This window comes from Bradyrhizobium sp. AUGA SZCCT0283 (genome assembly GCF_018130385.1).
Lineage (GTDB): Bacteria > Pseudomonadota > Alphaproteobacteria > Rhizobiales > Xanthobacteraceae > Bradyrhizobium.
The window spans coordinates 37045-60804 of sequence record NZ_JAFCLU010000036.1; the positions used below are offsets into that span (position 1 = coordinate 37045).

A 23760-nucleotide genomic window follows, 5' to 3' on the forward strand; every position below is an offset into this window, starting at 1 on the left:
GTCCGGAAAACCCGTTTCTCACTCGGGATGCGTCCCGAGCGCGCTGTGCAGCCTCGCGTCATGGGTCTCGAAATGCCGGGAGAACCACGCATCGAGCCGTTGCGCAAGCAAACGTTCATCGAACCCGGCACTGGCTTCAAAATCCTCCATGATGTCACGTATCTCGTCCAGCAGACGCTCATGATCGTTCTTGTGCTGAACCAACTGGTCGTAGCTGCGTTCGCGCATGAAACGCTCCTCGAGCGCAAAATGCGCCGAGATCGCCTTAAACAGATCGCCGAAGAAATCGACAACGGCGTCCTTCGATCCTTCCGACGTTGCCTTGTCGTAAAGACGATTGATGAGTTCGATGAGTTCCCGGTGCTCGTGATCGACGGCGGCGATCCCGACGCTGTAGCGGCTCTCCCAATGCAGCAGGCCCATGATGTTACCCTCAGCGAAAGATGAACTCGCCGCTCTCCGGCCGGTAATCGATGACGAACATCTGGCTAGGCGCGAAGTCGATCGTGCCACGGCGCTCGTGATCGAAGCCATCGGCCCGCGCGGTGTCGCGCATGCGCACCGCGACATCGTATTTCCCGGCCGGCATCACGAAACGCTGATAGACCCGCGACGGGCCATCGCCCGCAATCCCGGTCGGCGCAAGGTCCGCAGCATAGATCTTGCGGCCATCGATATCGAGTTCGACATAGAGGGACCGGCGTACCCGCGGGCAATCCTGCACCCGGCGCATGTTCGGCGCCAGCTTGGCGATTTCCTCGGGGGACAGCCTGCGGCATTCCCCCTTGCGGTCTGCGCCATGCACGAAAGTCAGCATCATCATGCCGGCCCCCTCGGGGATTTGCCGGTAGACCGGCCGATCGGACAGCCACGCCACACCGGCGAACAGCGCTGCAATGACCACGAACTGACCTGCCAACCGCAGCCCCCTCGTCATGAATCCCCCTTCACTTCGGCGGGCTCACGATCCTTGCCGGGCCTGGAGAGGGAACTCACCGGCAGCGGCGAACGCAGCCGCAGCGGCGGCAGGCCGGCGATGGTGGCCGCGAATGATGCAATCGCGGATTGGGCTTTGGTCACCTCGAGCGCGGAAGCCCAGATCGTGGCAATCCGGTCGCGCGGAACCCGCTTGCGCAAATAGGGATCGCGCTGCCCGGCAAAACGCTGCTCCGTCCATTGAATGCCGAGGCGGTTGTAACAGGCGCTTTCCGCGCAGCCCGCCACCGCCACGCCGTCGGCGAGGTCGCGGCTGAGGACGAAGTCGATCAGCGACGGCGGCATCATCGCGACACAGGGCATGACGACCGTTCCATCGAGACGCCCGCCGGCGGCGCCGTGTTCGCAGGCGAGCACTAGCACGCGGCCCGGCTTCGTCAGCGTTCCGGCGGCGGCGATGACCCGCTCGCGCAATTCCTTCAGCGAGTAGTCAGGCAGATCTATACCGGTCTTGAGATCCTCCGAGCGGCGGAACGGCGTCGAAGAAGGGCAAGCGCCGACACAGATGCCGCAGGACACGCAGAGCGACGGATTGACCTCCGCCTGGGTCGGAAACGGGAGGTCGTCGGTGCGACGCACCATGCGAATGGCCTCGTAAGGGCAATCCTCGGCACATCGCGCGCAGCCATTGCAGTGCGCCAGATCGATCCGCGCCGCCTTCGCCCGCCGCAATGGCGGCAGCCATGGCATCAGTGCGATCATCAGCGAGAACGCGCCGAGAAAGGCCCAGACCGCGCCGTTGCCCCAGATGTTGGTCAGCGGATAGAGCGGCAGATAGAACCAGTCGAGACCGACTTCGGCCGGCACCTTCGCCAGATCGGCGTGGCCCTGCGACAGCGCCGGTTTCCAGATCGATACCGCGAGCAATGCCGCCAGCGACAACAGCGCGAGCGTCCGCGGCGGATTCATCTTCGGCCGCGAGATGCGGAGGATATGTATCCACATGATGAAGAGCAGGAACAACGGCACCGCCACATGCATGAACACCATCAGCGAGAAGAAGCGGCTGGTGAGCGTGCCGGTGGAAATGAAATTGCGCGCAATCGGCTCCCCGAAAATCGGCAGCCAATCCAGAAGCTCCGACGAGACGATCGCGACATACTGGGCAAGCTTGTCCCAGACCAGCCAGTAGCCGGTAATCCCCGAGGCGTAGAGCAGCCAGATAATCGGCAGGCCGGTAATCCAGGAGAACCAGCGAACGCCGCGATAATGATCGAGGGAGAATTCGCGCAGCAGGTGGACCACCACCATCACCACCATCAGGTCCGACGCATAGCGGTGAAAGCTGCGCATGACCCCGGCATGGAACCAGTAATCCCGGGTCAGATGTTCGACCGATTGATAGGCCCGCTCGATGCCGGTGTCGAAGAAGATGAACAGGTAGGTCCCGCTCACCGCAACGATCCAGAAGAAGAAGAACCCGAGCGCGCCGAGCTGCGCCAGCGGATTTAGCTGCGGCGTGAACAGGCGCTCGAACGGCCGCTCGATCAGCGAAAATCCTGCCCGAAGCCCGCTGCGGATGGCGCCGATCACATTGCTCTCCGTTTCATTCGGCCCCGGCCGCTCATGCGTGCGCCGAGCGAAACCATTCCCGCAGAATGAGGCCGCCCATGACGAGGAGAGAGAAAGCCGCGATCACGCCGCCGAATACCAGCCCGAAATCGATACGGTAGCGGCCGGCGCCGGGATCGTAGGCGGTGCAGATGAACTTGATGCGGTCCACAATTCCGCGGAACGAAAACGAGGTCGTGGTGCCGTATACGACGTCCTTCAGCGGCTCCATGAACATCTGAAGTGGAAAATCCTCGCCATAGACGTGGCGGTATACCTTGCCCTCGCGGTCAACGATCGTGGTCTGCGTCAAATGATCGAAGCCGCCGGCCACGGCGCGATAACTGAAGCCGAGGTCGCCCAGCAGCGCTTCGATGGTCGCTGCATCAGCGCTGGCCACCCGCCAGTTCGGCGATCTGATGCCCTGGGTCGATGCGAACTGGGTCAGCCGCGCTGGCGTATCGTTGCGCGCGTCGAAGCCAACCGTGAGCACGTTGAAGCGGTCCAGTCCGATCATCCGTCCCGCCTCGTTCACGGCGTCGATGACATGCTGGGTGGTCGGCGGGCAAACCGAACTGCAGGCGGTGTAGACCAAGCTGATCACCAGCGGCTTGCCGCGGTAGTCGCGCAACGCCAATGACGCTCCATTCATGTCGACCAACGTATGGCCGCCGATGGCGTGTCCAAGCGCCTGCGTTCCCTTGGCGATCGTTGCCGCGGGATCGAGCTGCGGCGACGCCGGCGCGGCGAAAACCGGCGCAGCGAACAAACAAGCGAGCGCGGTCACCGCGCATGCCGCAACGCGCCCCGTGGTCATAACCAATGCCTGACGACGCTGGCGAGCAGCGCGCCGGCGATCAAGAGCGCTAGTTGCACCAGCGAAGCGAGAAAATTCGCCATCGCGTTCTGCTTGGAAGGGGCGCGATACAGCTTCACGCTCTTCCAGACGAAATAGCCGCCGCCGATTCCGGCACCGAGCCCGTAGAGCAGCCCTTCGCCGAACCACAGCGGCACCAGCGAGACCACGGCAAGCGCCACCGCGTGGACGAGGATCGCCAATGTCCATGCATAGGCCGGGACCACCACCGGCAACATCGGGATGCCGGCCTTGGCGTAGTCCTGTCCCTTGGCCGCCGCGAGGCTCCAGAAATGCGGCGGCGTCCACAGGAACAGTGCAACCGCCAGCACGGTCGGGATTACCTGCGGCGACGGATCGACAGCCGCCGCTCCGGCCAGCACCGCGAAACTTCCGGCAAGGCCGCCGACCACGATGTTCCAGGTGCTGCGGCGCTTCAGCCAGACCGTATAGACGATGCCGTAGGTGAAGGCGCCGAGGAAGACATAGGCCGCCGCAACGTTGCCTGCGGTGACCGAGGCAAGCCCGAGCGATGCCGCGAGCAGTCCGAGGAATCCGACCAGCCACCACGGGCTTGGCTTGAACGTTCCGCTCGCGAACGGGCGCGCGCGGGTGCGCCGCATCAGCCGGTCGACGTCACGCTCATAATAGTGGTTGAAGGCGCCTGCCGCGCCCGACGCGCCCAGGATCGCCAGCGCGAGGCCCACGATCTGCCACCACGCCAACCCCGGCCCGCTCGCGACCGCGATGCCGGCGAGCGCACTCGCCGCAATCGCGACGCCGATCCTGAGCTTCAGGAGCGAGATGGTCATCCCGACCGCGGCGCGCATGTGGTTTCCTCCCTGTGGATCGACGGCAGTCAACGAAACAGCCAGAGTTCCGACAAATATTTCCAGTTGATGAAGTAATAGAGGACGAAGCAGACAAAGAAGATCGCGACCAGAATCACTGTGCCCGGAAGCTTTGGCGCCTTCTCGCTGCCATAGTGCGAAGCCACTGCGCCGCCACCGGCGTGCAGCGGGAATGTCAATTTGTGACCGGCTGTGATCTTCTCGCCAAAGAATACCGTTCCCACGACAACCAGTATGAAGATGATGCCGCCGATCGCCGCGATGATCGCGAAGATGCCGTTGAGGCCCATCATCAAGAACGCGCCCGCAGAATGGGCGAATCCCAGACTGGCGTCGCTGAAGGTGATATCCCAGTGCCGGCGGGGGACACCGAGCGTGCCCGCCCCCATCATGAACAGCGAGATGCCGGCGGCGCCGATCCCGAACAGATAGGGCTGCATCTTGGCAAGTTTCGGCCAGAGGATTTCGCGTTCGAACACCAGGGGCAATACGAGGTAGGTCGCGCCCATGAAGGCGAGCGTCGTCCCGGCCACCACGGTGCCGTGAAAGTGTCCCGGCACGTAGATCGTATTGTGCATCAGCACGTTGAGCTGTTCGGTGCCCAGCACGACGCCGGAAATGCCGCCGATGAAGCCGAAGAAAACAAGCGAGAGGAACATGCCGGCGAAAGCCGGATGACCCCACGGCGCCTTGCGCAGCCATTCAAACACGCCGCGATTGAAGCCGTTCCTCCGCTGCGCCGCTTCGATCGCGCCCGGCACGGTCAATCCATGAACCATCGAGCCGAGTACCGCCAGATACATCATGTAGCTGGTATTGACGATCTTCCAGCTCGCATCCAGTGCCGGGTCGGCAAGCAAATGGTGCGCGGAAGCGAGCTGCAAAAAGAGAATGTACATGAAGAAAGCTGTGCGGCTCACCTTTTCGCTCAAGGGCTTGGCGCCGACCAGAAGTGCTGCAGTCAGATACCAGAGCGATACATGCGCCGAAACGTTGATCTGCTGCGAGGAATGGCCCATCGCCCACCACACCACCCTGTACATCAAGGGATCTATGTCGGAGATCAGGCCGAGCGACCACAGCCAGGTCGGGATCAGGATGATGGCGCCCGAGGCGATCGTGAACACCGCGATGATCGCGGCGGTCAGCGCGCCGAAGGTCACCAGTGGAATCGATCCATCGTAGGTCCTTTCTTCTTTCGCGATCGCGAGCGTCGCGAAGAAGATCGCGCAGCCGATCAGGGCGCCGACCGCGAACAGAATGAGACCGAGATAGAAGTGCGGCTGGGCCTTCATCGGCGGATACGAGGTGAACATCACGCTGGAATCGCCCTGGAGCACGGCGACATTGGTCGCGATCGCGCCGACGACCATCATCACGAAGCCGACCCAGGCGAGCTTTGGCGCCGCAATCCGCGAATTGAGCAGGATCGCGGAAGCGAAATAGAGCACGGCGATTTCGAAGAAGATGATCCAGAACAACAGCACGTTGGCGCCGTGCCCGGTCAGGATCAGATAAAACCAGTCGGCCGGAAGCAGATGCACCGCCGGCCAGCGTGTCAGCGCGACCAACAGGCCCATCAGGCCGCCGATGGCGAGAAACACCACCGCAGCCACCGCATTTGCCTTGATCAGCGCCTGCGCCGCGGTATCGACTTTCAGGCCGGTATACTGGCAGGCACGAAACTCCGCCTGCGCAGGCACGGCACCAATGACGGTTTCTGCGGTCATGAGCCTACCTCCCGCCGGGGAGGCGCGCTTCGGCCTCCGCCCGTTTCTGTTCCGTGACGTAAATCTTTCCGGTCATGGTGTGATGTCCGATCCCGCAAAATTCGTTGCAGATGATACCGAACTCGCCGCTCTGGGTCGGGGTCAGCGAAATCACGTGCTCGTAACCCGGATGAACCTGAATGTTGATATTGACGGGTTGCAGCGAGAAGCCGTGCAGCCAGTCGATCGATGAAAGATGGATCCGGTAGCTGACACCCTTCTCCAGCTCGAGAATCGGCCACCATTGCCACAGCCGGCCGAGCAGATAGACATCGGTTCCCGCCTGGGGCTTGACCACCGGTATGCCCTGCTCCTCGCGCACCTGGAATTTCTTGGCGAACTCGTCGACCTTCGCTTCATAGGCCGACGGCGCGATGCGGTAGGCTTCCTTGCTGAGATTTTGCTGACCGATGAAGTGCCACGCGATCATGAATCCGAACATGAACAGGCCCCACAGAAAGGCAATTATGACCCAGACCAGCTCGACCCTCTCGATAGGCTCGTTCCACCAAATTCGTTGTTCGGGCGGTGTGACGGCCATGTCGATCTCCCCTTCTCAAAAGGATTCACGCCTCAGCGCGGGTGGGTGCAACTTGCAGTCTTCATTTCGCCAAGGGGACCGAGGCGATTTCCATTACGCCCCAGATCAGATAGAGAACCGTCGGAAGCGTTACGCCGAGGAACAGAAGCAGGAATGGATTGTCGAGAATCCGCTGCATCATCGGCATGCGCTCGGAACTCGGAAGCTGTTCGGTAGGCGGCATGGCGGTACCCCTCGGACCTTCCAGTAAAGGATTCAAATTTATCTGGCGCGCACCCGTCGCATCCTTGACCGCGGTCAAGGACGAGCGGACCGCCAACAGAAATAATTCGACATGTCTGAAATTCGGCTCGTCGCTGGACCGGCACGCCGTCCTGCGAGCTTTCGTCGAGCGATCTTCGCTGCGGGCATCGTCGTTGCGATCGCAGCGATCATGGCGATGATGTGGGCAGATCATGCCGCCAAGCCCGCGCGCGACGCAGGCGTCACGGTGCTGTACGTCGGCGCCGAGGATTGCGCGCCCTGTCGCGCCTGGCAAAATGGCGAAGGCGCCGCGTTCCTTGCATCTGCGGAATTCCCGCGAATTACCTATCGGGAGGTCAAGTCACCGCACCTTCACGACGTCCTGAAAGACGAAAACTGGCCGGATGAACTCCGCATCTATCGCGACAGCCTGCGGCGCAGCGACGGCGTGCCGCTGTGGCTGGTCGTCGCCGACCACAAGATCGTGGAACAGCGCTTTGGTGCAGCCGAGTGGCGCGCCAGCGTCTTGCCAATGATCAAATCATTGCTGCGCTGATCGCTTCGCGGTTCACGACAAGGGATGCTGAGAACGGTCCTCGGCAAGCCGATGCTTTCCATTCAGCCCGCCGCGGGCCTTAATTCGATCGCTGGCGATCAGACTGCGAAGCTGCGCGACCTCGCTGACGACGACGTCGGATGCACGCACGTCCACGCCGACCAATCGAAGTTTCGCGAACACGCGCGACAGCGACTCCGGCTTGAGCCCAAGCCGCCCGGCGATCAGGGACTTGTCGTAAGGCAGCGAAATCCTGCAGGACCCGTTCATGTTCGGGCACAAAGCGGCGAGGAACTCGGCGACGCGCTGCAAACCGCTTTGCGCCGAAAGCTGCTCGACGCGCTGAACCAGCCGGTGAAGATGCTGCGACGTCGAAGCAATCATTGCGATGGCGATGTCCGGCATCTCGCGAATGCAATTCACCACATGGTGCGCGGGTATCAGCACAACCCGCGAATTGGTGGCGGCGGAAGCCGTGGCAGGATAGCGGCCGCCTGCGAAGGCGACCGCCTCGGCAAAGCTCTCGCCCTTGGTCAGAACGTGAAGAACCGCTTCGTCGCCGGCGGGCGTGATTCGGTACAGCTTGACCCAGCCATCGATGACGATGAAGAACGCCGCTGCCGGCTCGCCTTGCCGGAACAGGGCATCGCCGGGTTCGAGTTCGACGACAGTTGCCGGCGCAAGAAGGGTCTGGACCGTCCGCGGGTTGAGACCGCAGAGCACGGTCGTCTGTGAAGCGGCTTTCAGATCATCCAGCGTCGGAGCTTTCATGGTTTCAATCCCTGAGTAGTGTACCTCCGCCTGCTTCATTGCCTGCACCTTAAAGACTACCGCCTGTGCAGGAAAAGATTTGACGTAGATCAATTTGCTAGAGCGAAAGGCACGATTTCGTGGAACAGCCTCTTAAGGTGATTCAACAACTTCGATCAGCGCCTTCAGGAAAGCATCACGATCGACGTGATGCTCCCTGCACGCGTCGTCCACGGTGTGGAAGCAAGCAATCGGACAGCCAACACACCCCATCTTGAAATCGAGAAAGACACGGATTGTCGCCGGCCAGTCATTCATGACGTCGTTCACCAGATCGTCGGAGCCAACTGGCATGAGCGTTCTCCATTTTAAATTTAGTCCACGACCTGCCCGCCCCGTCTTTGTGGAAGCACAAACTTCGCGGCGATTCCGCCTGCAGGCATTGCTGAGCGCGCGGAAAGTCTGCAGACCCGCCATTTTGCACTGCAATAGGGAATGCCACCGCACAAATCGCGGCGATCGGCCATTCCTGAGAACCACCAGCCCGCCTGCAGCGCGCTCTAAGCCCAGCGCGCAACGCCGATTCTCGGCTTCGGATTATTCGACGGCGACAACCTGATCGGCCTGCACAGGTCCGAGCCGGTCCCAGACAGCAACGAGGGCTTCGGCGAGACGACCGATCAGGACGTCGTCGTGGTACGGCGACGGCGTGATCCGGAGCGCTCAAGGCCTCGCGGTACCGTCGGATAATTGATGGGCTGGATATAGATCCCATACTCCGACAGCAGCAGCCTTCCCGAAAGAACGCGCTGACCGTGGCCGCGAAGCCCAGCACAACGCTCCCCGAGGGATTCCCGCCTGAGACATACTGGAAGGCATCGAACACGCGCCGGGAGCGATCGCCGGTCTTTATCGCGGCGAGAATACCGGCAAGCGGCTGATCAGGATTCGCTTACGAATGTCTTCCGTCTTCAGAAACTTAGCTGAACCTTCATGGATCGGCTGCGATCTCCTGCGACTTCGAAAGCGTGTATCGCCTCCTCCAGTTCAAAGATGGCGGTCAGCAGCGGCGTTAGATCCACTCTCTTCTGGTTGATGAGGTCGACACCATGCCGAACTCTTCATGGAAGCGAAAGGTCCCGCGCATTTCGATTTCCTTGGCCACGACCAGGTTCTGCGGAATCGAGACATCGCCGCTGAGGCCGAGCTGGATCAGAATGCCGCGCGGCTTGAGCACCTCGAGCCCCGAGCGAACGGCCCGTTCGTTTCCGGACGCTTCGAACTGGACATCGAACTAGCTGCTCGCATCCGTCCTCAAAGACGAACTTCGCTTCGTCCTTCGAGAGGACATGCGAGGTGCCGTAGTACTTCTTCGACAGTTTCTTCTTCCGCCTTGCCACTTCGCCGGACAAACGAATGATCACGTCGTGTTCATAAGTCTTCCTGTCAATCGTGATGGTGCCGAATGTAGTACGTTCGATCTCCATGGCCTGACCTCCTCATGATCCCGGCACGAGGCCCCGACTCCGCGTCGGCAGACGAGCCTGGCATCGATGTCAGGGCAGCCCGCGTCGCTCGCCGGCTCGCGGGCCTCCTGTTTCCGAACCTTGGACCCCAGCGGTGCCGTTAGCCGGCAATTCGCTGCTGCCGCCTACCCGACGATCTGGAACGCGTCAGCCGCACGCAACACGGTGCCGTCCTCCCAATGGCGTCCGATCAGCATCATCCCAACAGGGAGCCCTGCCGACATGCCTGCCGGAACCGAGGCCGCAGGATGGCCAGTGACGTCGAACGGGCAAGTGTTGGAAATCATCTCGAGTGCCCGCGCAACGTAGTCCTCGCGGCTCGCGTCCGGGGCCGGGAGTAGCGTGGCCTTCAAAGGTAACGTCGGCATGAGCAGGAGATCGACGCCGTTGAGCGCCTCGTCGTAGGCGGCGCGCAACACGCGCGCGAGGTTTTGGGCCTTGGCATAGTAGCGGCCCTGGTAGTTGTCCTGCATGTACTGGCCGAGCAGGATGACGAGCTTGACGGTCTCCGAAAGGTCGTTGGCGCGCACCCGCCGGCTCCGGCCGTAGAAATCCAGGAGCGATGTTGTGTAGTGCCCCTTCCAGTTGGTTCCCATGCTGTTGCCGGCGACCATCAGCATCGTGGCGCCCTCGACGGCGATCGCGTTCCAGATATGGATGCCATCGCGGTGCAGGGGGATCGATACCTCGCTCACGGTTGCCCCCGCTCGCGCCAAGCGCTGCGCCGCCTCGCGTACCATGGCGTCGACATCGGGCTCGGAATTGGGCCAGCCAAATCCTTCCGTGACGATCCCGACCCGCAGGCCGCGGGCGTGTCCGGTGAGCTGCTTGGTGTACTCTTCCGTACGCAGTCCTGCCGGTTGGCGCGGATCGAGTCCATCGGCCCCGGCAAGCACCTCGAGAAGCCGGGCGGCATCGCCGGCGGTACGGGCGATGGGCCCGGTGTGATCAAGCGTTAATTCGATCGGGAAGACACCCGTGTATGGCACAAGCCCCTGGGTGGGCTTGTGGCCAACCGCTCCGCACCAACCGGCGGGAATTCGGATCGACCCTCCCTGGTCGCCGCCGATGGCCATGTCGCACTCGCCGGCGACGACGAGCGCGGCACTGCCACTGGAGGAGCCTCCGGCAGATCGCTTCGGATCGTGCGGATTGAGCACGGGCCCGGTGTCGGAGGTATGGCTGCCGCCTGAGAAGCAAAGATGCTCACAGACGGACTTGCCAATGATCTCTCCACCGGCATCGAGGATGCGGGTCACAATGGTCGCGTCCACGTCGGGGACGTAGCCCTCCAGCACGTTGGAACCGTTCATCATCGGGATGCCGGCGACGCACACATTGTCTTTGATGGCGATTTTCTTGCCCGCGAGAGGCCCCGACGTTGCGCCTTTGATCGAGCACCTCCAGTACCAAGCGTTGAGCCGATTGTCCGAGGCACCTGGACGGAACCCCGCGTTCCGCGGGTACTTCACCGCCAATGTCGGCTCCGCGAACTGGTCTAGGCGACGGTACGACGCGAGCACACCGTCCATGAGGTTGCGGAACGACGTCAGATCGTCGCGGCTGAGAGCCAAGTTGTAGGACTTGGCGATGCGCTCCAATTCAGGTAGCGGTGGCTTGCGCAGAATCCGCGGCGCCGTCGCCGTCGAGGGTGGCGGTTGCATGCCCGCCTCGGCGGCCGCACGAACGGGCGTTGTCGCCGCGGCGACAACGGTTGCTGCTGCGCCGGCCGCGCCGGCATGAAGGAAGCGACGACGCGAATAGTCTGGCGAGGCTCTCATAGCACATCCTCCCTCGACCAATGGGTTGACTTCTCAAATCCACCGCCCGCCCTAAAGCGTCGGGGACCGTCTGGTGGTCGGTGGCCGCGACGGTCACCAAGCGGAGGCCGCCGACGCTGCGGCCGGCGTACCAAGCTGCAACAGTCCTTGCATCCGGACGGGGCTGAGGCGCAGCAGCCGCATGAGGTCGGAACGTGGGGCTTGGCCGAGCGGATCGTGACGGCAATTAAGGCCTGTACTGGATGCCTCCGGCATCCTCGCGCGGACTGCGGAGCGACGCGCCGTCCAGTAGGAATTATCCTCCAGCCGCCGGCGATCTTCAAGAGCTTGCGTCTGTCACGGTCTGCGCTCGTCAGCCACGTCGCGTAGCACTTCGACCGTCGCGACCTACTCACAGTCAAGCCGCGCGCGCCATGTCTCTTCCTGGGAACTTAACCGACGTCAGCCGCTTAGCGAAGGTCCGCTTTGCGCCGCCAGAAGTGGACATCATGTAGCGCGAGTGTGGCGCGCGAACCCGCCATCTGAAGGGTGTTAACCGATGGGCCCTATTCATCCGTACTTTGACAGCATCTCCTGGAGCATTGCCTCAACCGAATGCGGCGAAATCCCAAGTTCAACGAAGCCAGGCATCTCCGGCGACGACACGGTATCGATCTCCATCAGCTCCACCTGATTACGCGTGAGAAGTGGGTCCGGGAGTATTTCGGAAGCCCATGCCAGTGCGCGCCAAACGACAAACGGGATTGGAATGAGGATGGGCGCAAGGCCGGCTTGGCGCGCGACGACTCCGACAAATTCCTCGTAAGAGTAGGCGCGAGGGCCACCACACTCGAAGATCCCCGGTTGCGCCTCGGCTCGCTCGATGATCCGAGCAATCGCCTCCGCCACATCTTCCACATACACTGGCTGCAGTCTCATCAAGCCGCGGCCGAACATCGGATAGATTGGGAGCCGGCGGAGAAGGTTGAGAATGGTGATGAGAAACGCATCGTCCGGTCCGAACATGACGGCCGGTCGGATGATATGTGCGTCGGCGAAAGCAGCCGCGACCACGAGTTCACCTTCACCGCGCGTTCGGATGTACCGTGATTGAGACGCGGGGTCGGCGCCGATTCCTGAAATGTGAACGAGCCGTTTGACTCCGGCCCGGTGCGCTTGGGCCGCTACACGTTCGGCGGACTCGACATGTACGGAATGAAACGTCTCCTGCCCGTGTTCGACGTAAAGGCTGACCGTGTTTACAACGGCGTAAGCGCCGGCAAGCGCATCCGCGACAGACCGTTCGTCGTGAATATCGGCGTAGACGGATCGAAGTTGCGGATCATCACGTCCAAGCTGACTGTGCCCCCGATCGGGATGCCTTGACGCGATCCGGACTGGAAATTCGCGATCGCGCAGATGCCGCACGATGCGGCGGCCGAGAAAACCGGCTCCGCCGAACACGGTAACGATGCGACCGTTCGTTGCCATCCTTGATCTTTGCTCGAGAGACAGCAGCATAGCCCGAGCCGAAGCTGATGTCAGGGTGATGGCCGTGCGTCTCGGCAAGTTCGCCGACTTCCTGATCAAGGTCGAGCGCTTTGCCGCTTCGATCCGCTATTGGACGGAAACCGGAAGCAAAGGCTGAGCGAAACTGAGTTCGTGGCCGTCGGGGTCAACTAAGTGGAAGAAGCGCTCATCCCATTCGGCATCGTGGGGCACGGTAGCTGGCTCGTATCCCGCTGCGAGGGCACGGTCGTAAAGTGCGTCAACATCGGCAACGTAGAAGATTACCCGCCCCCACCAGGACCAGCGCCGCTCGGTAGGCTGGGTGATGAGGTTGAGATAGCTTGTTCCCGCTCGAAAGCTGGTGAATGACCGATCTTCGCCGCCATGCAGGACCTCAAACCCCAGCGTCCGGTAGAATCGGACGGCTCGTGGCATTTCGTGGGTGCCGAGTGTGACCGCGCTGATCCCCTCGATCATGGACAGAACTCTCCCGTTTCATTTCCCCGCGCCGTTGCCACAGGACCCAGACTGGCACCTGGCGGCGGACGCCCACCGCATCGGGCGGGAGCTTCCGGTTTCGCAATTTCCGCGGGGCGCTTACCTTCCTTCTAAATATCTGCGGATTAACTCGCGTTAGAGATCCCTCAGGCGCAATCACCGCTCAGCCTACTAGGCATTACCGGTGACAGAGAGTGTTGCGCTCCCGCCTTTCGAGGGGAGCATCATGCCCCAATCTCAACGCCTCTCGTCCGTCATTCCATTCGCTGCAATTGAGCGCCCTGCCTGTCCGAAGTGCAAGGCCCAGATGATGCTCGTTAGCATCGAGCCAGCACGCACCCGGAGCGTCGACTTGCAAACGTTTGAATGCGCTGTCTGCAATCAGGTACTTACGAACTTTGCCGCGTTTGAAGACCCCACGAAGTCCAAGGGCCTTGGACGCTGGGTTCAAGGCGATTTGCACCCATCGAAGTAAGGCGGGTCGGGCGGCGCGGGACTAGTCTAGCTCGCGCCCTCGTGGTCAGATCTCCTCGGTTTCAGCCTCCGGCTGGCTGCAGTAGGCGTCTCGGAGCCACAGGCGATTGAGGGGGACCGTTCGCGCCAAACGCGCGCGAGCCGCCGGGCTTCCCCAGCGGCTCAAGCGTTGCGTAGCGATGTGTTGCGACGCGCAGCGTCGCGTGGCGGAACGTTGCGATGCGCCGAGGCGCGTCGCGTTGCCTACCGTGATGTCGATAAGTCCTACGCGTCTCATCGACGACCCCAACATGGTGCAGTCGCGAAGCGACTTCAAGACAGCGCTGCTGCCATAAAACGTGCGCCATCTGTTTGTGATGCCATCTCTTTATGATCGTGCCTAGGAGCGCGGCCTCGTGGCGATGCGCGAGATAATAGGCGACACGAATTTCGGTTCGAGCATGGGATCGAGCTTGAGGGCCAGCTCGAGCGATTCGGTCGCTCCGCCGACCTCGCCCGAGAAGGACTGCACCGACCCCCATACCGCTAGGTTACTGGCGTCGCTCGGGTTGATTTCAATCGCCCGCTTCACCGCGTCCTTCGCTTGATCGTACTCGGTGCGCGAAAGAAGAATACAGCCGAGTGCACGGTATCCGTCGGGCTCGTTGGGGGCCAGCGCGATCGCGAATTCCGTCCAGCCCAGAACCGCCATAATCGCGATGGAAATTCTACGCGCAATTTCAGCGTCTGAGTTTTCACACAGCCTGGGGACTTAGGAGACATCGTGGAAGCCCGGTATCGCTCCGGGTCGATGTCCCGCCGTCAAACACGACGCCCGCCAGGTGGTTTTCCTCCTTGAAACTAGGGGCCTGCTCCGACGTTATCGTTGGAAACGTGGTATTCCTGCAAAACAGTAAGCGCTTTTTGATCTCCGACTGGCAGCGGCAATGTCCTCGTCCGATGGTACAAATGAGACCAGTGACGCAGCCCGCCGACAGCGGAGAAGGAGCAATACCTTACTGCTGGTCTTGGCGGTTGGATTTCTTATTTTTGGCGGCGCAGCGGGCGCACTGTATTATGCGTTGCAGCCGGTCACTCTCCGGATTGCCGTCGGACCGCCGGGAAGCGACGATCAGAAAGTGATTCAGGCGATGTCCGAGGCCTTCGCCAGCGAAAGTAGGACGATCAGGCTGTCTCCGATCAGGACCGACGGCGCGGTCGAAGCCCTCGCCCTGCTTGGTGCTGGCAAGGCCGACGTTGCAGTCGGTCGTGGCGATCTGGAGATGCCGGCCGACGCGCAGACCGTCGCCATCGTGCGCAACAACTTCGTTGTGCTGTGGTCGCCTTCCGGACTTGCGGGCAAGAGCTCCAAAAGAAAGCCCGCGCCGAAAATCAAGGAGATCGCCGATCTCGCAGGGCACAGGGTCGGCGTGATCGGCCGGACGCCGGCGAACGCCGCGTTGCTGCGGGTCATCCTGAACGCCTCCGGCGTGGAGGCGGACAAGGTCGCGGTTACGCAATTTGGCACGGACCAAATCGAGGATCTGGCGCGCGACCCGACCCTCGATGCATTCATGGCGGTCGGTCCGCTCGACAGCAAAATCACCTCCGATGCCATCGCCGCGACGGCCCGCGCGCGAGGCGAGCCGAAGTTTCTCGCGATCGAGGCATCGGAAGCCATCGCCCTGAAGCACCCGCGTTATGAATCCGAGGAAATTCCACCCAGCGTCTTCAATGCGAATCCGGCCTGGCCGGATGACAAGGTCGAGACGGTCAGCGTCAGCCACCTGATCGTGGCGCGAAAGGCTTTGTCTGAAACGACGGTCGCAGCATTCTTCCGGCAACTATTCGCCATCCGTCAGGCGATTGCCCGGCAAGTGCCTCGCGCTGCGCACATCACCAAGCCGGACACCGAGAAAAACGCCGAGCTGCCGGTACATCGCGGAGCCGCAGCCGTCATCGACGGCACCGAACGCACCTTCCTTGACAGGTACGGCGATTACTTCTGGTTTGCGCTCCTGCTTCTCTCCGGGGTCGGTTCGGCCGGCGCCTGGCTGCGTCACTATTTGAATCGGGATGAAAGGGGCGAAAACACCAGCCATCGCAAGAGAATCCTGGCCATGGTTTCCACCGCACGCACCGCGGAATCCAACCAGGAGCTGCTGGCGATGCAGCGCGAGGTCGACGCCATCATCGGTGAAACGCTCGAATGCTACGATGACGGCGCCATCGAGGAAGAGGAACTGGCGGCCTTTGGTCTGGTGCTCGAACTGTTCAATCACGCCACGGTTGAGAGGCGCGCGGCACTGCAAGCGAGCAACCTCGAACCGGCTCGCGGCGCGGCGGGAGGCCACAGCTTCACGTCTCGACGATGACGCAGCTGTGAAGCCTGCGATTGGCGCCAGGCGGGTTCGTTTGACCCGCCGGCAGCAGCTTGGATCGTTGAATCGTCACGTCGAACGGGTCTTTAATCCCGAACGCAAAAGTCATCGTTGGGGCAAGCACAAGCTGAAGAGAGACCAATGACTCCTAGAGCATGGCAAAGGGCCGCCGATGCGGGTTCGGTTCGCGGGGCGCGTGGTGCCGGTCAATCGACGCCAGCGTAGGCCGGCGGGCCAATTGCCATTTTTTCCCGAATTCGTGAACTAGATCACAGCACCTTGCCTGGGCCCGTCGGAAAATGCAGGGGCGCGGGAGGGCTTAAGTCATGACCGAACCTGCGAAGCGCATACCGAAGTGGCTCAGGCTCGACATTGCGGTCCTTGTAGTCGGAGCGGTTATCATCCTCGCTGCCGCCCTGTGGTTAGAGCCCACCAGGGACGGCATTGTCCAGCGCGTGGCCCAGAGCGCTCAGTCAACAGGCCAGCAGCTATGGCAGTACGTGACCGAGCGCAAGAAGCCAGTCGTGCCAAAGCTGAAAGCTCCACTTTAGGACGCGGGACCGAAGCCCGCGCCCCGGAAACTCTAAAGCGGCAGAGATCCTTGTCCCTCAGCCCAATCGATGATCTCGAACACCATGCCCCGTCTAAGCATTTCGGATTCCAAGTCCGCTGCGTGTTTCTTCCATTCTGGCGTATCGCGGACCTTGAACATGGGTTCGCCGCCCTGGCGTTCGGCCGCGTCATCGGCAGCCAAAGCACCACGGACGGCAGCGTACATCATCGTGAGGCTGTCATTCGTGAAGGCCTGATAGTTCATCGGGGCTCTCCTACGAAAAAGCCGACGCTGAATTCCCTAGCGACGGCCTTAAGGTCACGATCAGGGTGACCTCAGACGATTAATCCGCAGCTTGGCAAGCTTCTTGCGATCAATAACCTAAGGGCATTTGGAGCCGATCCGTTGTGTCGAAACAAGCCATTTTTGGAGAACGCCAGTGAACAAGCTGCGTCATTCAGGGATTACCACTTCAAGACAAGCCGCCGTGATCAGGTCCATGGTCGAGGATCTCAAGCAAACGATCCAGGTCCTACGTATCGACATTTGCACCAAGGAGGATCGCGTGCGGATTTTCGATAAGGCTGACCCGCTCTATTCGGTCCTGGCAAGGACGCTGACGTCCCGGCGCGACAACCTGATCGTCACGGTCGCCGACCTTGAGAAACGCCTCTACACTACCACTCAGCAAATCTCCGAGGCGGCCTGATAGCGTTGGACTTTGGATAGGCCTACCGTGACTTAGAACGGCTCGCACATGCGTTTTGATGGGTGCGGCAATCACACGAGAGCCTCAGAGCTGAGGGCCTCAACGTGTCCCTGGACGGCTCTAGGCACCAGCTAGACAGCGTCACAGCGTGTCAGGAGTGCGCGTTGGCGAGGATTTGTCCTCATTGCGCAACTCCTGTTCAGCCAACTGCCAGAATTCAGCTTCCCGATTTTCGGGTCGGCCTGCTTGCTCCCAGAGTTTATACGCTCGCGCCTCGATCTCTTGTTTGCTCGGTTCGGGCATTATGATTGCTCCAGGTTGGAGCACGGTCCCGCCTTTCAGGGGGCTTGGGGACTTATCGGCAGGACCGTGCCAGGCCAGCTTGGAGACTGGCCGGCGGATTCAAGTCCACATGAAGGCCGCTAGTTCCTCAGGAAGAATGGCCCACAAGACAAAGGCCATGCGGGCGTTACACCGCATGGCCTTTGCCGGGACTGTCCCGCTCCTCGCGAAGATTCCGTCGCCGCTAAGATAATCGCGGACTGGGTGGGACGTTCCCATCAACCAAAGAAGCACGCGAGCGACGGCCGATCCTTGATCCCGCCTATTGTCGCGCAGAAACCGCGAGCCGCTTCGATTTGTGTCACAACGGAACAGACGGGGAGCCGGCGGCTGGGCTTTAATGATTGAGGTCGGCCGACCTCCTCGCTCGCATTGCCGACGTGCCGCAAAGCCGGCTGCACGATTTTTTGCCGTGGAACTGGACGCCTACCACATCGACGTCCTCCGCTCAGGCGGCATAGCCATGCACGTCAACAAAGTTCATGCCGTCTTCACAATCGGACGCGTCGCAAACGACCTCGGCGAAGACGAGGACTGGCTCTGGGGCGTGGCCAACGGAATGGACACAGAGGACGGCGTCATCTGGGTTTATGGCATGGGTGACGACGGCGTCATGGCGTTCACCGACTTCGGCATCGAAAACCTGATCGAGCTAATCAGAATACACAAGGAAAACCCCGAACCCCTCAAGCGGTGAAATCGGTGGTCCACTGTCCGCGGCTTAGCTCGGATGGATACACTTCAGGTCAGCTTTGGGCCCAATAACCGACGTCAGCCTGGATGGGCATCACATGTGATCCATTGTACAATGGTGTCTAGGTTGGATTGTTGGCCATGGTGCAAGAGCGGCCAGTCCGGGTCGAGCGCAGGCTGTCGGCTATATTGGCCGCAGACGTGGCTGGGTACTCGCGTCTGATGCACAATGACGAAGAGGCCACGCATGCCAAGCTGACAGCGCTCCTCGCGGGCGGCGTCGAGCCGGCAATCGCGGAACACGGCGGCCGCATCGTCAAGAACACCGGCGACGGGTTCTTGGCAGAGTTTCCGAGCGCGGTCGAAGCGGTTCGAGCTTCTATGCAGTTCCAGACCCGTATTTGTGAACTTACAATCGGAGACGCTGAAGACAGGCGCCTTCGTTTCCGTATCGGCATTAATATCGGCGACGTGATTGTTGAGCCGCACGACATTTTTGGTGACGGCGTCAATATTGCGGCACGGCTTGAGGGCATTGCAGAACCGGGCGGTATCTGCATCTCTGCTTCAGCCTACGATCAGGTCCAGGGTAAGATCGCGGCCGAGTTCGTCGATTTGGGCGAGCAGCGCCTTAAGAATATTGCGCGGCCAGTCCGCGCTTTCAACGTTACGGATCGCGTTACGGCAGCAAGACAAAGACCCGCATTAACCCTCCCCGATAAACCGTCGATTGCCGTGCTTCCCTTCCAGAATCTCAGTGCAGATCCGGAACAGGAATATTTCGCTGATGGCGTCGTGGAGGACATCACGATGGCCTTGTCGCGCTTTCGTTGGCTGTTTGTGATCGCACGCAATTCGAGTTTCACTTACAAAGGCCGGGCCGTGGACGTGAAGCAGATCGGCTGCGAGCTTGGTGTGCGCTACGTACTCGAAGGCAGCGTGCGCAAGGCCGGAAATCGCATGAGGATCGCGGGTCAGCTTATCGATGCCGAAACCAGGGCACATCTCTGGGCAGACCGTTTTGAGGGTGCGCTCGAAGATATGTTCGATCTGCAGGACCGTGTAACCGCCAGCGTCGTTGGTGCAATCGCCCCGATGCTGCAGCACGAAGAGATCAAGCGGGCTAGGCGCAAACCGACCGAGAACCTGGATGCATATGACTATTACCTGCGTGGGCTGGCGACCTTTCATCAGTGGACCAAGGACGCGAACAGCGAAGCGCTCCAGCTCTTTTGCAAGGCGATCGAGCTCGACCCCGATCTAGCCTCAGCCTATGGCATGGCCGCGTGGTGCTACATGCGGCGCATGGCGAATGGCTGGATGATCGAGCGCGCGAAAGAGAGCGCGGAAGCGATGCGGCTGGCCCGGAAGGCAGTGCATCTAGGAGCAGACGACCCGGTAGCGCTGTGTATGGGTGGATATGCTCTCGCCCATGTAGCCCATGAGTTCGATGACGCCGCGAATTTCATGGATCGGGGGCTGGCGATCAATCCCAACTTGGCTCAAGCTTGGATGCTCAGTGCTTGGTTGAGAGTTTTTAGAGGTGAGCCGGACCTCGCACTTGATCACGTTGCGCATGCTATGCGTCTAAGCCCGCTCGATCCTTCCCTGTCCGGCATGCAAGGAGCCGCGGCTTACGCTCATTTTCTTGCTAGCCGCTATGACGTGGCGGCGTCATGGGCGGAAAAGGCAATGGGCGAGCCAACTTTCTTGCTGGCAATTTGCATTTTCGCAGCCAGCAGCGCCCTCGCCGGGCGGCTTGAGCCAGCACATAGAGGTATGGCACGGGCGCTCGAATGTGATCCCGACTTGCACGCCTCCAATCTCGGAGATTTAGCACCATTTCGCCGAGCGGAGGACCTCGCCATGTTCGCCAAAGGTCTCCGCAAAGCAGGACTTCTCGCGTGATGGTGAGGTTGGTAATCCCGCGGCAAATCGAACGAAATAGGTGGGCCCTCGTATGACACCGATGTCAGGCTTGGGTCAAAGTCGGAAGTTGGCTCGCTTGAACGGCATGTCCGTTCTACCCTCAACAGCAGACGTCGTCGGACCGCCCCGGCATGTCCGGTTCGTGCCAAGAGCGGACATTCAACCTACCCAATGTGAGCGGGATTATAGTACTCTGACCGGTCCTGCGCTAAGATTGAGTGTCTTTCGGGGGAGACCCCACAGGCGATGTCTGACAAGATTTTCATCAATTACCGCCGTGAAGACTCGATCGGCACCGCCGGTCGGCTGCGCGATCGGCTGGCGGAGGCGTTCGGGGAAGAAAACCTCTTCATGGATGTCGACAACATTCCGGCCGGGGTCGACTTCGCGGCGGATCTGAACAGCCAAGTGGCTGCGTGCCGTGTCTTTCTCGCCGTCATCGGTCCCAACTGGCTGGATGCGAAAGACGAGAGCGGTGTGCGCCGGCTCGACAATCCGGACGATTTTGTGACGATCGAAATCGCGGCGGCGCTTGCCCGCGACATCCGTGTCATCCCGGTCTTGGTCGATAACGCTCGGATGCCGAGAGCAGACAAGCTACCTGAGGCTATAAGGCCACTTGTGCGACGCAACGCCGTCGAGCTGCGCAACACACAATTCCGCCGGGATGCCGAGACGTTGGTGGCAAGAATGCGCGAGGCACTGGTCCCAAGAGGGCGAGAGGCGCTCGGGGAGAAGGCGGCCAAACCGGGTCGTTGGCGCGTAGGTGCGATAGCCGGCGTCGCGGCAGTGGCGGCGCTGCTCCTTATCGGGTGGGGCGGCTATGCATTCATTCAGAAAATCGTGACGACGGTAGAGCGAACCGTGCAGCAACAGCGGGAGGCCGAGCTTAAGGCCGAGCAGGACCGGCGGGCGAGAGCGGTGGTCGAGGAAGAAAAACGCAAAGCGCAAGCAGAAGTGCAGCAACTCGCCACTCGAAAGGCAGAGGAGGAGCGTACGGCCAAAGCTGCGGCCGAGGCAGAGGCAAAGCGCAAAGCGGACGAAGCCGAGGAGCAGCGGCTAGCAGTTCTTAAGGCGGAGCAGGATCGTCAAGCGAGAGCGGCACAAGATGCGGAAGCAAAGCGCAAGGCGGAAGCCGAGCGCATTGATGCTGCCAAGGCGCAACAAGAAATGCAAGCAAGAGCCGCAGCCGAGGCGGAAGCAAGGTTCGCGCAACAGCGGCCCATATCTCTCGGATGCCAAGCGGCCCATGCCGCAGTCGATCGTCTGCGTTATGAAATGGCACCAGGAACGTCTGACGGGGTGAAAGCCATTCAGGTTAGAGCCTATGGCATCCAAGTAGTTATTCAGGATGTTAGCGTGCGTCACGTCGACGACGCTCAATTCGTCTCGCATCTAATCGCTCTACAGAATCTCTTAATAGCAAGTAACGCCGCGACCGCGCCTATCAGGCTTGAGAATGATTCGAAACCGCTAGCTCTGGTTTTGGTGACCTACGGTTCTGGCGAGCGACCTTTTGGCAGTTCCGTCCCACCATCATTGTGCATCGAAGGATTGAGATAACTTGGAAGGGCCGTCGCAAAAGTTCGCTTTGGGTCCAGGCTGTGTGAAAACCCCGTCGATGCTATGATTCTCTTGCTGAATCGGCGGGGGAAGTGATGCGGGGTTTCGTTCAAGGGGCAGATCGCCAGCAGACGACGCTGTTGCCGGAATGCCTCGATGATTGGGTCGACGAGAGCAATTCTATTCGCGCGGTCGATATGTTCGTGGATGCGTTGGAACTGCGCGACCTCGGGTTCGATGGCGTTGATCCTGCGGCGACCGGCCGGCCGGCGTACCATCCTTCGCCGATGCTCAAGCTCTACATTTACGGCTATCTCAACCGGATCCAATCGAGCCGGCGGCTGGAGCGCGAGGCTGGCCGCAATCTCGAGGTGATGTGGCTGACCGGACGGCTCGTGCCGGATCACAAAACCATCGCCGACTTCCGCAAGGACAATGGCCCGGCGATCAAGAAGGTTTGCGCGCAATTCGTCGAGTTGTGCCGCAAGATGGGCCTACTGACGAAGGCCAGCGTTGCCATCGACGGCAGCAAGTTCAAGGCCGTGAACAGTCGCGACAACAACTTCACGCAAGGCAAGATCCAGCGCCGCCAGAAGCAGATCGAAGAGAGCGTGGCGCGCTACATGAGCCAACTGGACACCACCGACCGCCAGACTGCCGCAGGAGAAGAGCCGTCGGAAACGGTGCAGCTGACCAAGACGCGGCTTAAGGAAAAGCTGGCGAAGCTCGAGGAAGAAGTGAAACGACTGGCCGCGATTGAAAAGGCATTGCTCGCCTCGCCCGACAAGCAGATATCGCTGACCGATCCCGATTGCCGCTCGATGGCAACGAGCGGGCGCGGCTCCGGCATGGTCGCCTACAACGTACAAAGTGCGGTCGACACCACGAACCATCTGATTGTCGCGCACGAGGTCACCAACGTCGGCACCGATAGATCGCAACTGGCGACGATGGCGCAGGCGGCGAAAGCCGCGCTGCGCAGCGATAACTTGGACGTCGTTGCGGATCGGGGCTACTTTAAAGGTGAGGAAATCCTGGCATGCGAACAGGCCGGGGTCGCGGTGACGCTACCCAAGCCGCAAACTTCGGGAGCCAAGTCGGCAGGCCGCTTTGGGAAACCTGATTTTGTCTATTTGGCCAAGGACGACGTCTATCGCTGCCCGGCCGGCGAGAAGCTGGCGCACCACTTCACCGCTGATGAAGATGGCCAGAAAATGCGGATTTACTTGACGAAGGCGTGCCGCACATGCCCGTTCAAGCATCAGTGCACAACGTCGAACGAGCGCCGCATCAAACGCTGGGAACACGAACACGTCGTTGATGCCGCGCAGATGCGGCTCGATCAGAACCCGCAAGCCATGCGTGTGCGCCGCGAAACCGCCGAGCATCCGTTCGCCACACTGAAGATGCGGATGGGCGCAACACACTTTCTAATGAAGCGGTTGCCCAATGTCGCGACCGAAATGGCGCTGAACGTACTCGCCTACAACCTCACGCGCGTAATGAACATCGTCGGCATCAAGCCGCTCCTGGTAGCAATCCGGGCGTGAAGAGCTCTTGCTGTTATACGCATCGTGTGACCGTTCAGGTCGCTCAGCGTAGCCCGAGGTTGCGCCCGGGTTGACTCCAGACTCGATACAGCAAAAATACGCTCAGACCGTCGTGTCGACGCGGATCGTCCCTGGTTGCGTGCAGTTTTTGGGGGTGGAAAAACGTATTCACACAGCCTGG

The 23760-nt window shown here is 60.9% G+C and carries 24 protein-coding genes and 2 pseudogenes; 8 read left to right on the forward strand and 18 right to left on the reverse strand.

Annotated elements, in window-relative coordinates; translation table 11 throughout:
- Nucleotides 1-18: 18 nt before the first annotated feature.
- The 8 genes from JQ624_RS32165 to JQ624_RS32200 form a co-directional block, all read right to left on the reverse strand.
- Complete coding sequence (locus JQ624_RS32165; RefSeq protein WP_212422918.1) at nucleotides 19-423, reverse strand: bacteriohemerythrin; 405 nt, start codon at nucleotides 421-423, stop codon at nucleotides 19-21.
- A 10-nt stretch (nucleotides 424-433) separates the two neighbouring features.
- Nucleotides 434-937: a hypothetical protein gene (locus tag JQ624_RS32170; protein WP_212422919.1), complete on the reverse strand. Its 504-nt coding sequence runs from the start codon at nucleotides 935-937 to the stop codon at nucleotides 434-436.
- Complete coding sequence (locus JQ624_RS32175) at nucleotides 934-2529, reverse strand: cytochrome b N-terminal domain-containing protein (protein WP_212422920.1); 1596 nt, start codon at nucleotides 2527-2529, stop codon at nucleotides 934-936. Before JQ624_RS32175 ends, JQ624_RS32170 begins: the two co-directional genes overlap by 4 nt.
- A gap of 31 nt (nucleotides 2530-2560) precedes the next feature.
- On the reverse strand, nucleotides 2561-3364 hold the full coding sequence (locus JQ624_RS32180) for an SCO family protein (protein ID WP_212422921.1): 804 nt from the start codon (nucleotides 3362-3364) through the stop codon (nucleotides 2561-2563).
- The gene (cyoE, locus tag JQ624_RS32185) at nucleotides 3361-4233 is read right to left on the reverse strand and encodes a heme o synthase (protein WP_212422922.1); all 873 of its coding nucleotides are present in this window, start codon (nucleotides 4231-4233) and stop codon (nucleotides 3361-3363) included. Before cyoE ends, JQ624_RS32180 begins: the two co-directional genes overlap by 4 nt.
- Nucleotides 4234-4262: 29 nt before the next feature.
- On the reverse strand, nucleotides 4263-5984 hold the full coding sequence (locus tag JQ624_RS32190) for a cbb3-type cytochrome c oxidase subunit I (protein ID WP_212422923.1): 1722 nt from the start codon (nucleotides 5982-5984) through the stop codon (nucleotides 4263-4265).
- 4 nt (nucleotides 5985-5988) lie between these two features.
- Nucleotides 5989-6564, reverse strand: a complete 576-nt coding sequence (locus JQ624_RS32195; RefSeq protein WP_212422924.1) for a hypothetical protein — start codon at nucleotides 6562-6564, stop codon at nucleotides 5989-5991.
- A gap of 61 nt (nucleotides 6565-6625) precedes the next feature.
- On the reverse strand, nucleotides 6626-6787 hold the full coding sequence (locus JQ624_RS32200) for a hypothetical protein (protein ID WP_212422925.1): 162 nt from the start codon (nucleotides 6785-6787) through the stop codon (nucleotides 6626-6628).
- 111 nt (nucleotides 6788-6898) lie between these two features.
- Between JQ624_RS32200 and JQ624_RS32205 the strand changes: the two genes are divergently transcribed.
- Entirely contained in the window at nucleotides 6899-7363 is a 465-nt protein-coding gene (locus tag JQ624_RS32205) for a hypothetical protein (protein ID WP_212422926.1), read from the forward strand.
- A gap of 12 nt (nucleotides 7364-7375) precedes the next feature.
- Here the strand turns inward: JQ624_RS32205 and JQ624_RS32210 are convergent, their stop codons facing one another.
- The 8 genes and pseudogenes from JQ624_RS32210 to JQ624_RS32245 form a co-directional block, all read right to left on the reverse strand.
- On the reverse strand, nucleotides 7376-8134 hold the full coding sequence (locus JQ624_RS32210; RefSeq protein ID WP_212422927.1) for a Crp/Fnr family transcriptional regulator: 759 nt from the start codon (nucleotides 8132-8134) through the stop codon (nucleotides 7376-7378).
- 132 nt (nucleotides 8135-8266) lie between these two features.
- Nucleotides 8267-8467, reverse strand: a complete 201-nt coding sequence (locus JQ624_RS32215) for a DUF1858 domain-containing protein (protein ID WP_212422928.1) — start codon at nucleotides 8465-8467, stop codon at nucleotides 8267-8269.
- A 243-nt stretch (nucleotides 8468-8710) separates the two neighbouring features.
- Nucleotides 8711-8904, reverse strand: a pseudogene (locus tag JQ624_RS32220) (5-aminolevulinate synthase); the annotation flags it as partial.
- Between the two features lie 180 nt (nucleotides 8905-9084).
- A pseudogene (locus tag JQ624_RS32225) lies at nucleotides 9085-9407 on the reverse strand (L-idonate 5-dehydrogenase); the annotation flags it as partial.
- Between the two features lie 357 nt (nucleotides 9408-9764).
- Nucleotides 9765-11303: an amidase gene (locus tag JQ624_RS32230; protein ID WP_409334399.1), complete on the reverse strand. Its 1539-nt coding sequence runs from the start codon at nucleotides 11301-11303 to the stop codon at nucleotides 9765-9767.
- 666 nt (nucleotides 11304-11969) lie between these two features.
- On the reverse strand, nucleotides 11970-12890 hold the full coding sequence (locus tag JQ624_RS32235) for a complex I NDUFA9 subunit family protein (RefSeq protein WP_212422930.1): 921 nt from the start codon (nucleotides 12888-12890) through the stop codon (nucleotides 11970-11972).
- A 126-nt stretch (nucleotides 12891-13016) separates the two neighbouring features.
- Nucleotides 13017-13385, reverse strand: coding sequence for a VOC family protein (locus JQ624_RS32240; protein WP_212422931.1), 369 nt, complete (start codon nucleotides 13383-13385; stop codon nucleotides 13017-13019).
- Between the two features lie 874 nt (nucleotides 13386-14259).
- Nucleotides 14260-14571 carry a tetratricopeptide repeat protein gene (locus JQ624_RS32245; RefSeq protein ID WP_212422932.1) on the reverse strand — a complete coding sequence of 104 codons (312 nt, stop codon included), beginning with the start codon at nucleotides 14569-14571 and terminating at the stop codon, nucleotides 14260-14262.
- Between the two features lie 235 nt (nucleotides 14572-14806).
- Between JQ624_RS32245 and JQ624_RS32250 the strand changes: the two genes are divergently transcribed.
- Nucleotides 14807-16234: a TAXI family TRAP transporter solute-binding subunit gene (locus tag JQ624_RS32250; protein WP_212422933.1), complete on the forward strand. Its 1428-nt coding sequence runs from the start codon at nucleotides 14807-14809 to the stop codon at nucleotides 16232-16234.
- A gap of 332 nt (nucleotides 16235-16566) precedes the next feature.
- A complete protein-coding gene (locus JQ624_RS32255; protein WP_212422934.1) occupies nucleotides 16567-16791 on the forward strand; it encodes a hypothetical protein in 225 nt (74 codons plus the stop codon).
- 32 nt (nucleotides 16792-16823) lie between these two features.
- Here the strand turns inward: JQ624_RS32255 and JQ624_RS32260 are convergent, their stop codons facing one another.
- Nucleotides 16824-17057: a hypothetical protein gene (locus JQ624_RS32260; protein WP_212422935.1), complete on the reverse strand. Its 234-nt coding sequence runs from the start codon at nucleotides 17055-17057 to the stop codon at nucleotides 16824-16826.
- Nucleotides 17058-17232: 175 nt separating this feature from the next.
- Between JQ624_RS32260 and JQ624_RS32265 the strand changes: the two genes are divergently transcribed.
- The gene (locus JQ624_RS32265; RefSeq protein WP_212422936.1) at nucleotides 17233-17502 is read left to right on the forward strand and encodes a hypothetical protein; all 270 of its coding nucleotides are present in this window, start codon (nucleotides 17233-17235) and stop codon (nucleotides 17500-17502) included.
- Nucleotides 17503-17643: 141 nt separating this feature from the next.
- On the opposite strand, the gene JQ624_RS32270 is transcribed toward JQ624_RS32265, so the two are convergent.
- Complete coding sequence (locus JQ624_RS32270) at nucleotides 17644-17805, reverse strand: DUF2934 domain-containing protein (RefSeq protein WP_212422937.1); 162 nt, start codon at nucleotides 17803-17805, stop codon at nucleotides 17644-17646.
- Between the two features lie 502 nt (nucleotides 17806-18307).
- Between JQ624_RS32270 and JQ624_RS32275 the strand changes: the two genes are divergently transcribed.
- The 4 genes from JQ624_RS32275 (at nucleotide 18308) to JQ624_RS32290 (ending at nucleotide 23579) form a co-directional block, all read left to right on the forward strand.
- Entirely contained in the window at nucleotides 18308-18541 is a 234-nt protein-coding gene (locus tag JQ624_RS32275; RefSeq protein ID WP_212422944.1) for a hypothetical protein, read from the forward strand.
- Nucleotides 18542-18678: 137 nt separating this feature from the next.
- Nucleotides 18679-20445: an adenylate/guanylate cyclase domain-containing protein gene (locus JQ624_RS32280; protein ID WP_212422938.1), complete on the forward strand. Its 1767-nt coding sequence runs from the start codon at nucleotides 18679-18681 to the stop codon at nucleotides 20443-20445.
- 267 nt (nucleotides 20446-20712) lie between these two features.
- The gene (locus JQ624_RS32285) at nucleotides 20713-22029 is read left to right on the forward strand and encodes a toll/interleukin-1 receptor domain-containing protein (RefSeq protein ID WP_212422939.1); all 1317 of its coding nucleotides are present in this window, start codon (nucleotides 20713-20715) and stop codon (nucleotides 22027-22029) included.
- A gap of 95 nt (nucleotides 22030-22124) precedes the next feature.
- Entirely contained in the window at nucleotides 22125-23579 is a 1455-nt protein-coding gene (locus JQ624_RS32290; protein ID WP_212422940.1) for an IS1182 family transposase, read from the forward strand.
- The last annotated feature ends 181 nt before the right edge of the window (nucleotides 23580-23760 follow it).

Bases quoted from the DNA above. Each gene is read 5' to 3' on its own strand.
- JQ624_RS32165 (WP_212422918.1), bottom strand. From the start codon at position 423: ATGGGCCTGCTGCATTGGGAGAGCCGCTACAGCGTCGGGATCGCCGCC.
- JQ624_RS32170 (WP_212422919.1), bottom strand. From the start codon at position 937: ATGACGAGGGGGCTGCGGTTGGCAGGTCAGTTCGTGGTCATTGCAGCG.
- JQ624_RS32180 (WP_212422921.1), bottom strand. From the start codon at position 3,364: ATGACCACGGGGCGCGTTGCGGCATGCGCGGTGACCGCGCTCGCTTGT.
- cyoE (WP_212422922.1), bottom strand. From the start codon at position 4,233: ATGCGCGCCGCGGTCGGGATGACCATCTCGCTCCTGAAGCTCAGGATC.
- JQ624_RS32190 (WP_212422923.1), bottom strand. From the start codon at position 5,984: ATGACCGCAGAAACCGTCATTGGTGCCGTGCCTGCGCAGGCGGAGTTT.
- JQ624_RS32195 (WP_212422924.1), bottom strand. From the start codon at position 6,564: ATGGCCGTCACACCGCCCGAACAACGAATTTGGTGGAACGAGCCTATC.
- JQ624_RS32200 (WP_212422925.1), bottom strand. From the start codon at position 6,787: ATGCCGCCTACCGAACAGCTTCCGAGTTCCGAGCGCATGCCGATGATG.
- JQ624_RS32205 (WP_212422926.1), top strand. From the start codon at position 6,899: ATGTCTGAAATTCGGCTCGTCGCTGGACCGGCACGCCGTCCTGCGAGC.
- JQ624_RS32210 (WP_212422927.1), bottom strand. From the start codon at position 8,134: ATGAAAGCTCCGACGCTGGATGATCTGAAAGCCGCTTCACAGACGACC.
- JQ624_RS32215 (WP_212422928.1), bottom strand. From the start codon at position 8,467: ATGCCAGTTGGCTCCGACGATCTGGTGAACGACGTCATGAATGACTGG.
- JQ624_RS32230 (WP_409334399.1), bottom strand. From the start codon at position 11,303: ATGCAACCGCCACCCTCGACGGCGACGGCGCCGCGGATTCTGCGCAAG.
- JQ624_RS32235 (WP_212422930.1), bottom strand. From the start codon at position 12,890: ATGGCAACGAACGGTCGCATCGTTACCGTGTTCGGCGGAGCCGGTTTT.
- JQ624_RS32240 (WP_212422931.1), bottom strand. From the start codon at position 13,385: ATGATCGAGGGGATCAGCGCGGTCACACTCGGCACCCACGAAATGCCA.
- JQ624_RS32245 (WP_212422932.1), bottom strand. From the start codon at position 14,571: ATGGCGGTTCTGGGCTGGACGGAATTCGCGATCGCGCTGGCCCCCAAC.
- JQ624_RS32250 (WP_212422933.1), top strand. From the start codon at position 14,807: ATGTCCTCGTCCGATGGTACAAATGAGACCAGTGACGCAGCCCGCCGA.
- JQ624_RS32255 (WP_212422934.1), top strand. From the start codon at position 16,567: ATGACCGAACCTGCGAAGCGCATACCGAAGTGGCTCAGGCTCGACATT.
- JQ624_RS32260 (WP_212422935.1), bottom strand. From the start codon at position 17,057: ATGAACTATCAGGCCTTCACGAATGACAGCCTCACGATGATGTACGCT.
- JQ624_RS32270 (WP_212422937.1), bottom strand. From the start codon at position 17,805: ATGCCCGAACCGAGCAAACAAGAGATCGAGGCGCGAGCGTATAAACTC.
- JQ624_RS32275 (WP_212422944.1), top strand. From the start codon at position 18,308: ATGCACGTCAACAAAGTTCATGCCGTCTTCACAATCGGACGCGTCGCA.
- JQ624_RS32280 (WP_212422938.1), top strand. From the start codon at position 18,679: ATGGTGCAAGAGCGGCCAGTCCGGGTCGAGCGCAGGCTGTCGGCTATA.
- JQ624_RS32285 (WP_212422939.1), top strand. From the start codon at position 20,713: ATGTCTGACAAGATTTTCATCAATTACCGCCGTGAAGACTCGATCGGC.
- JQ624_RS32290 (WP_212422940.1), top strand. From the start codon at position 22,125: ATGCGGGGTTTCGTTCAAGGGGCAGATCGCCAGCAGACGACGCTGTTG.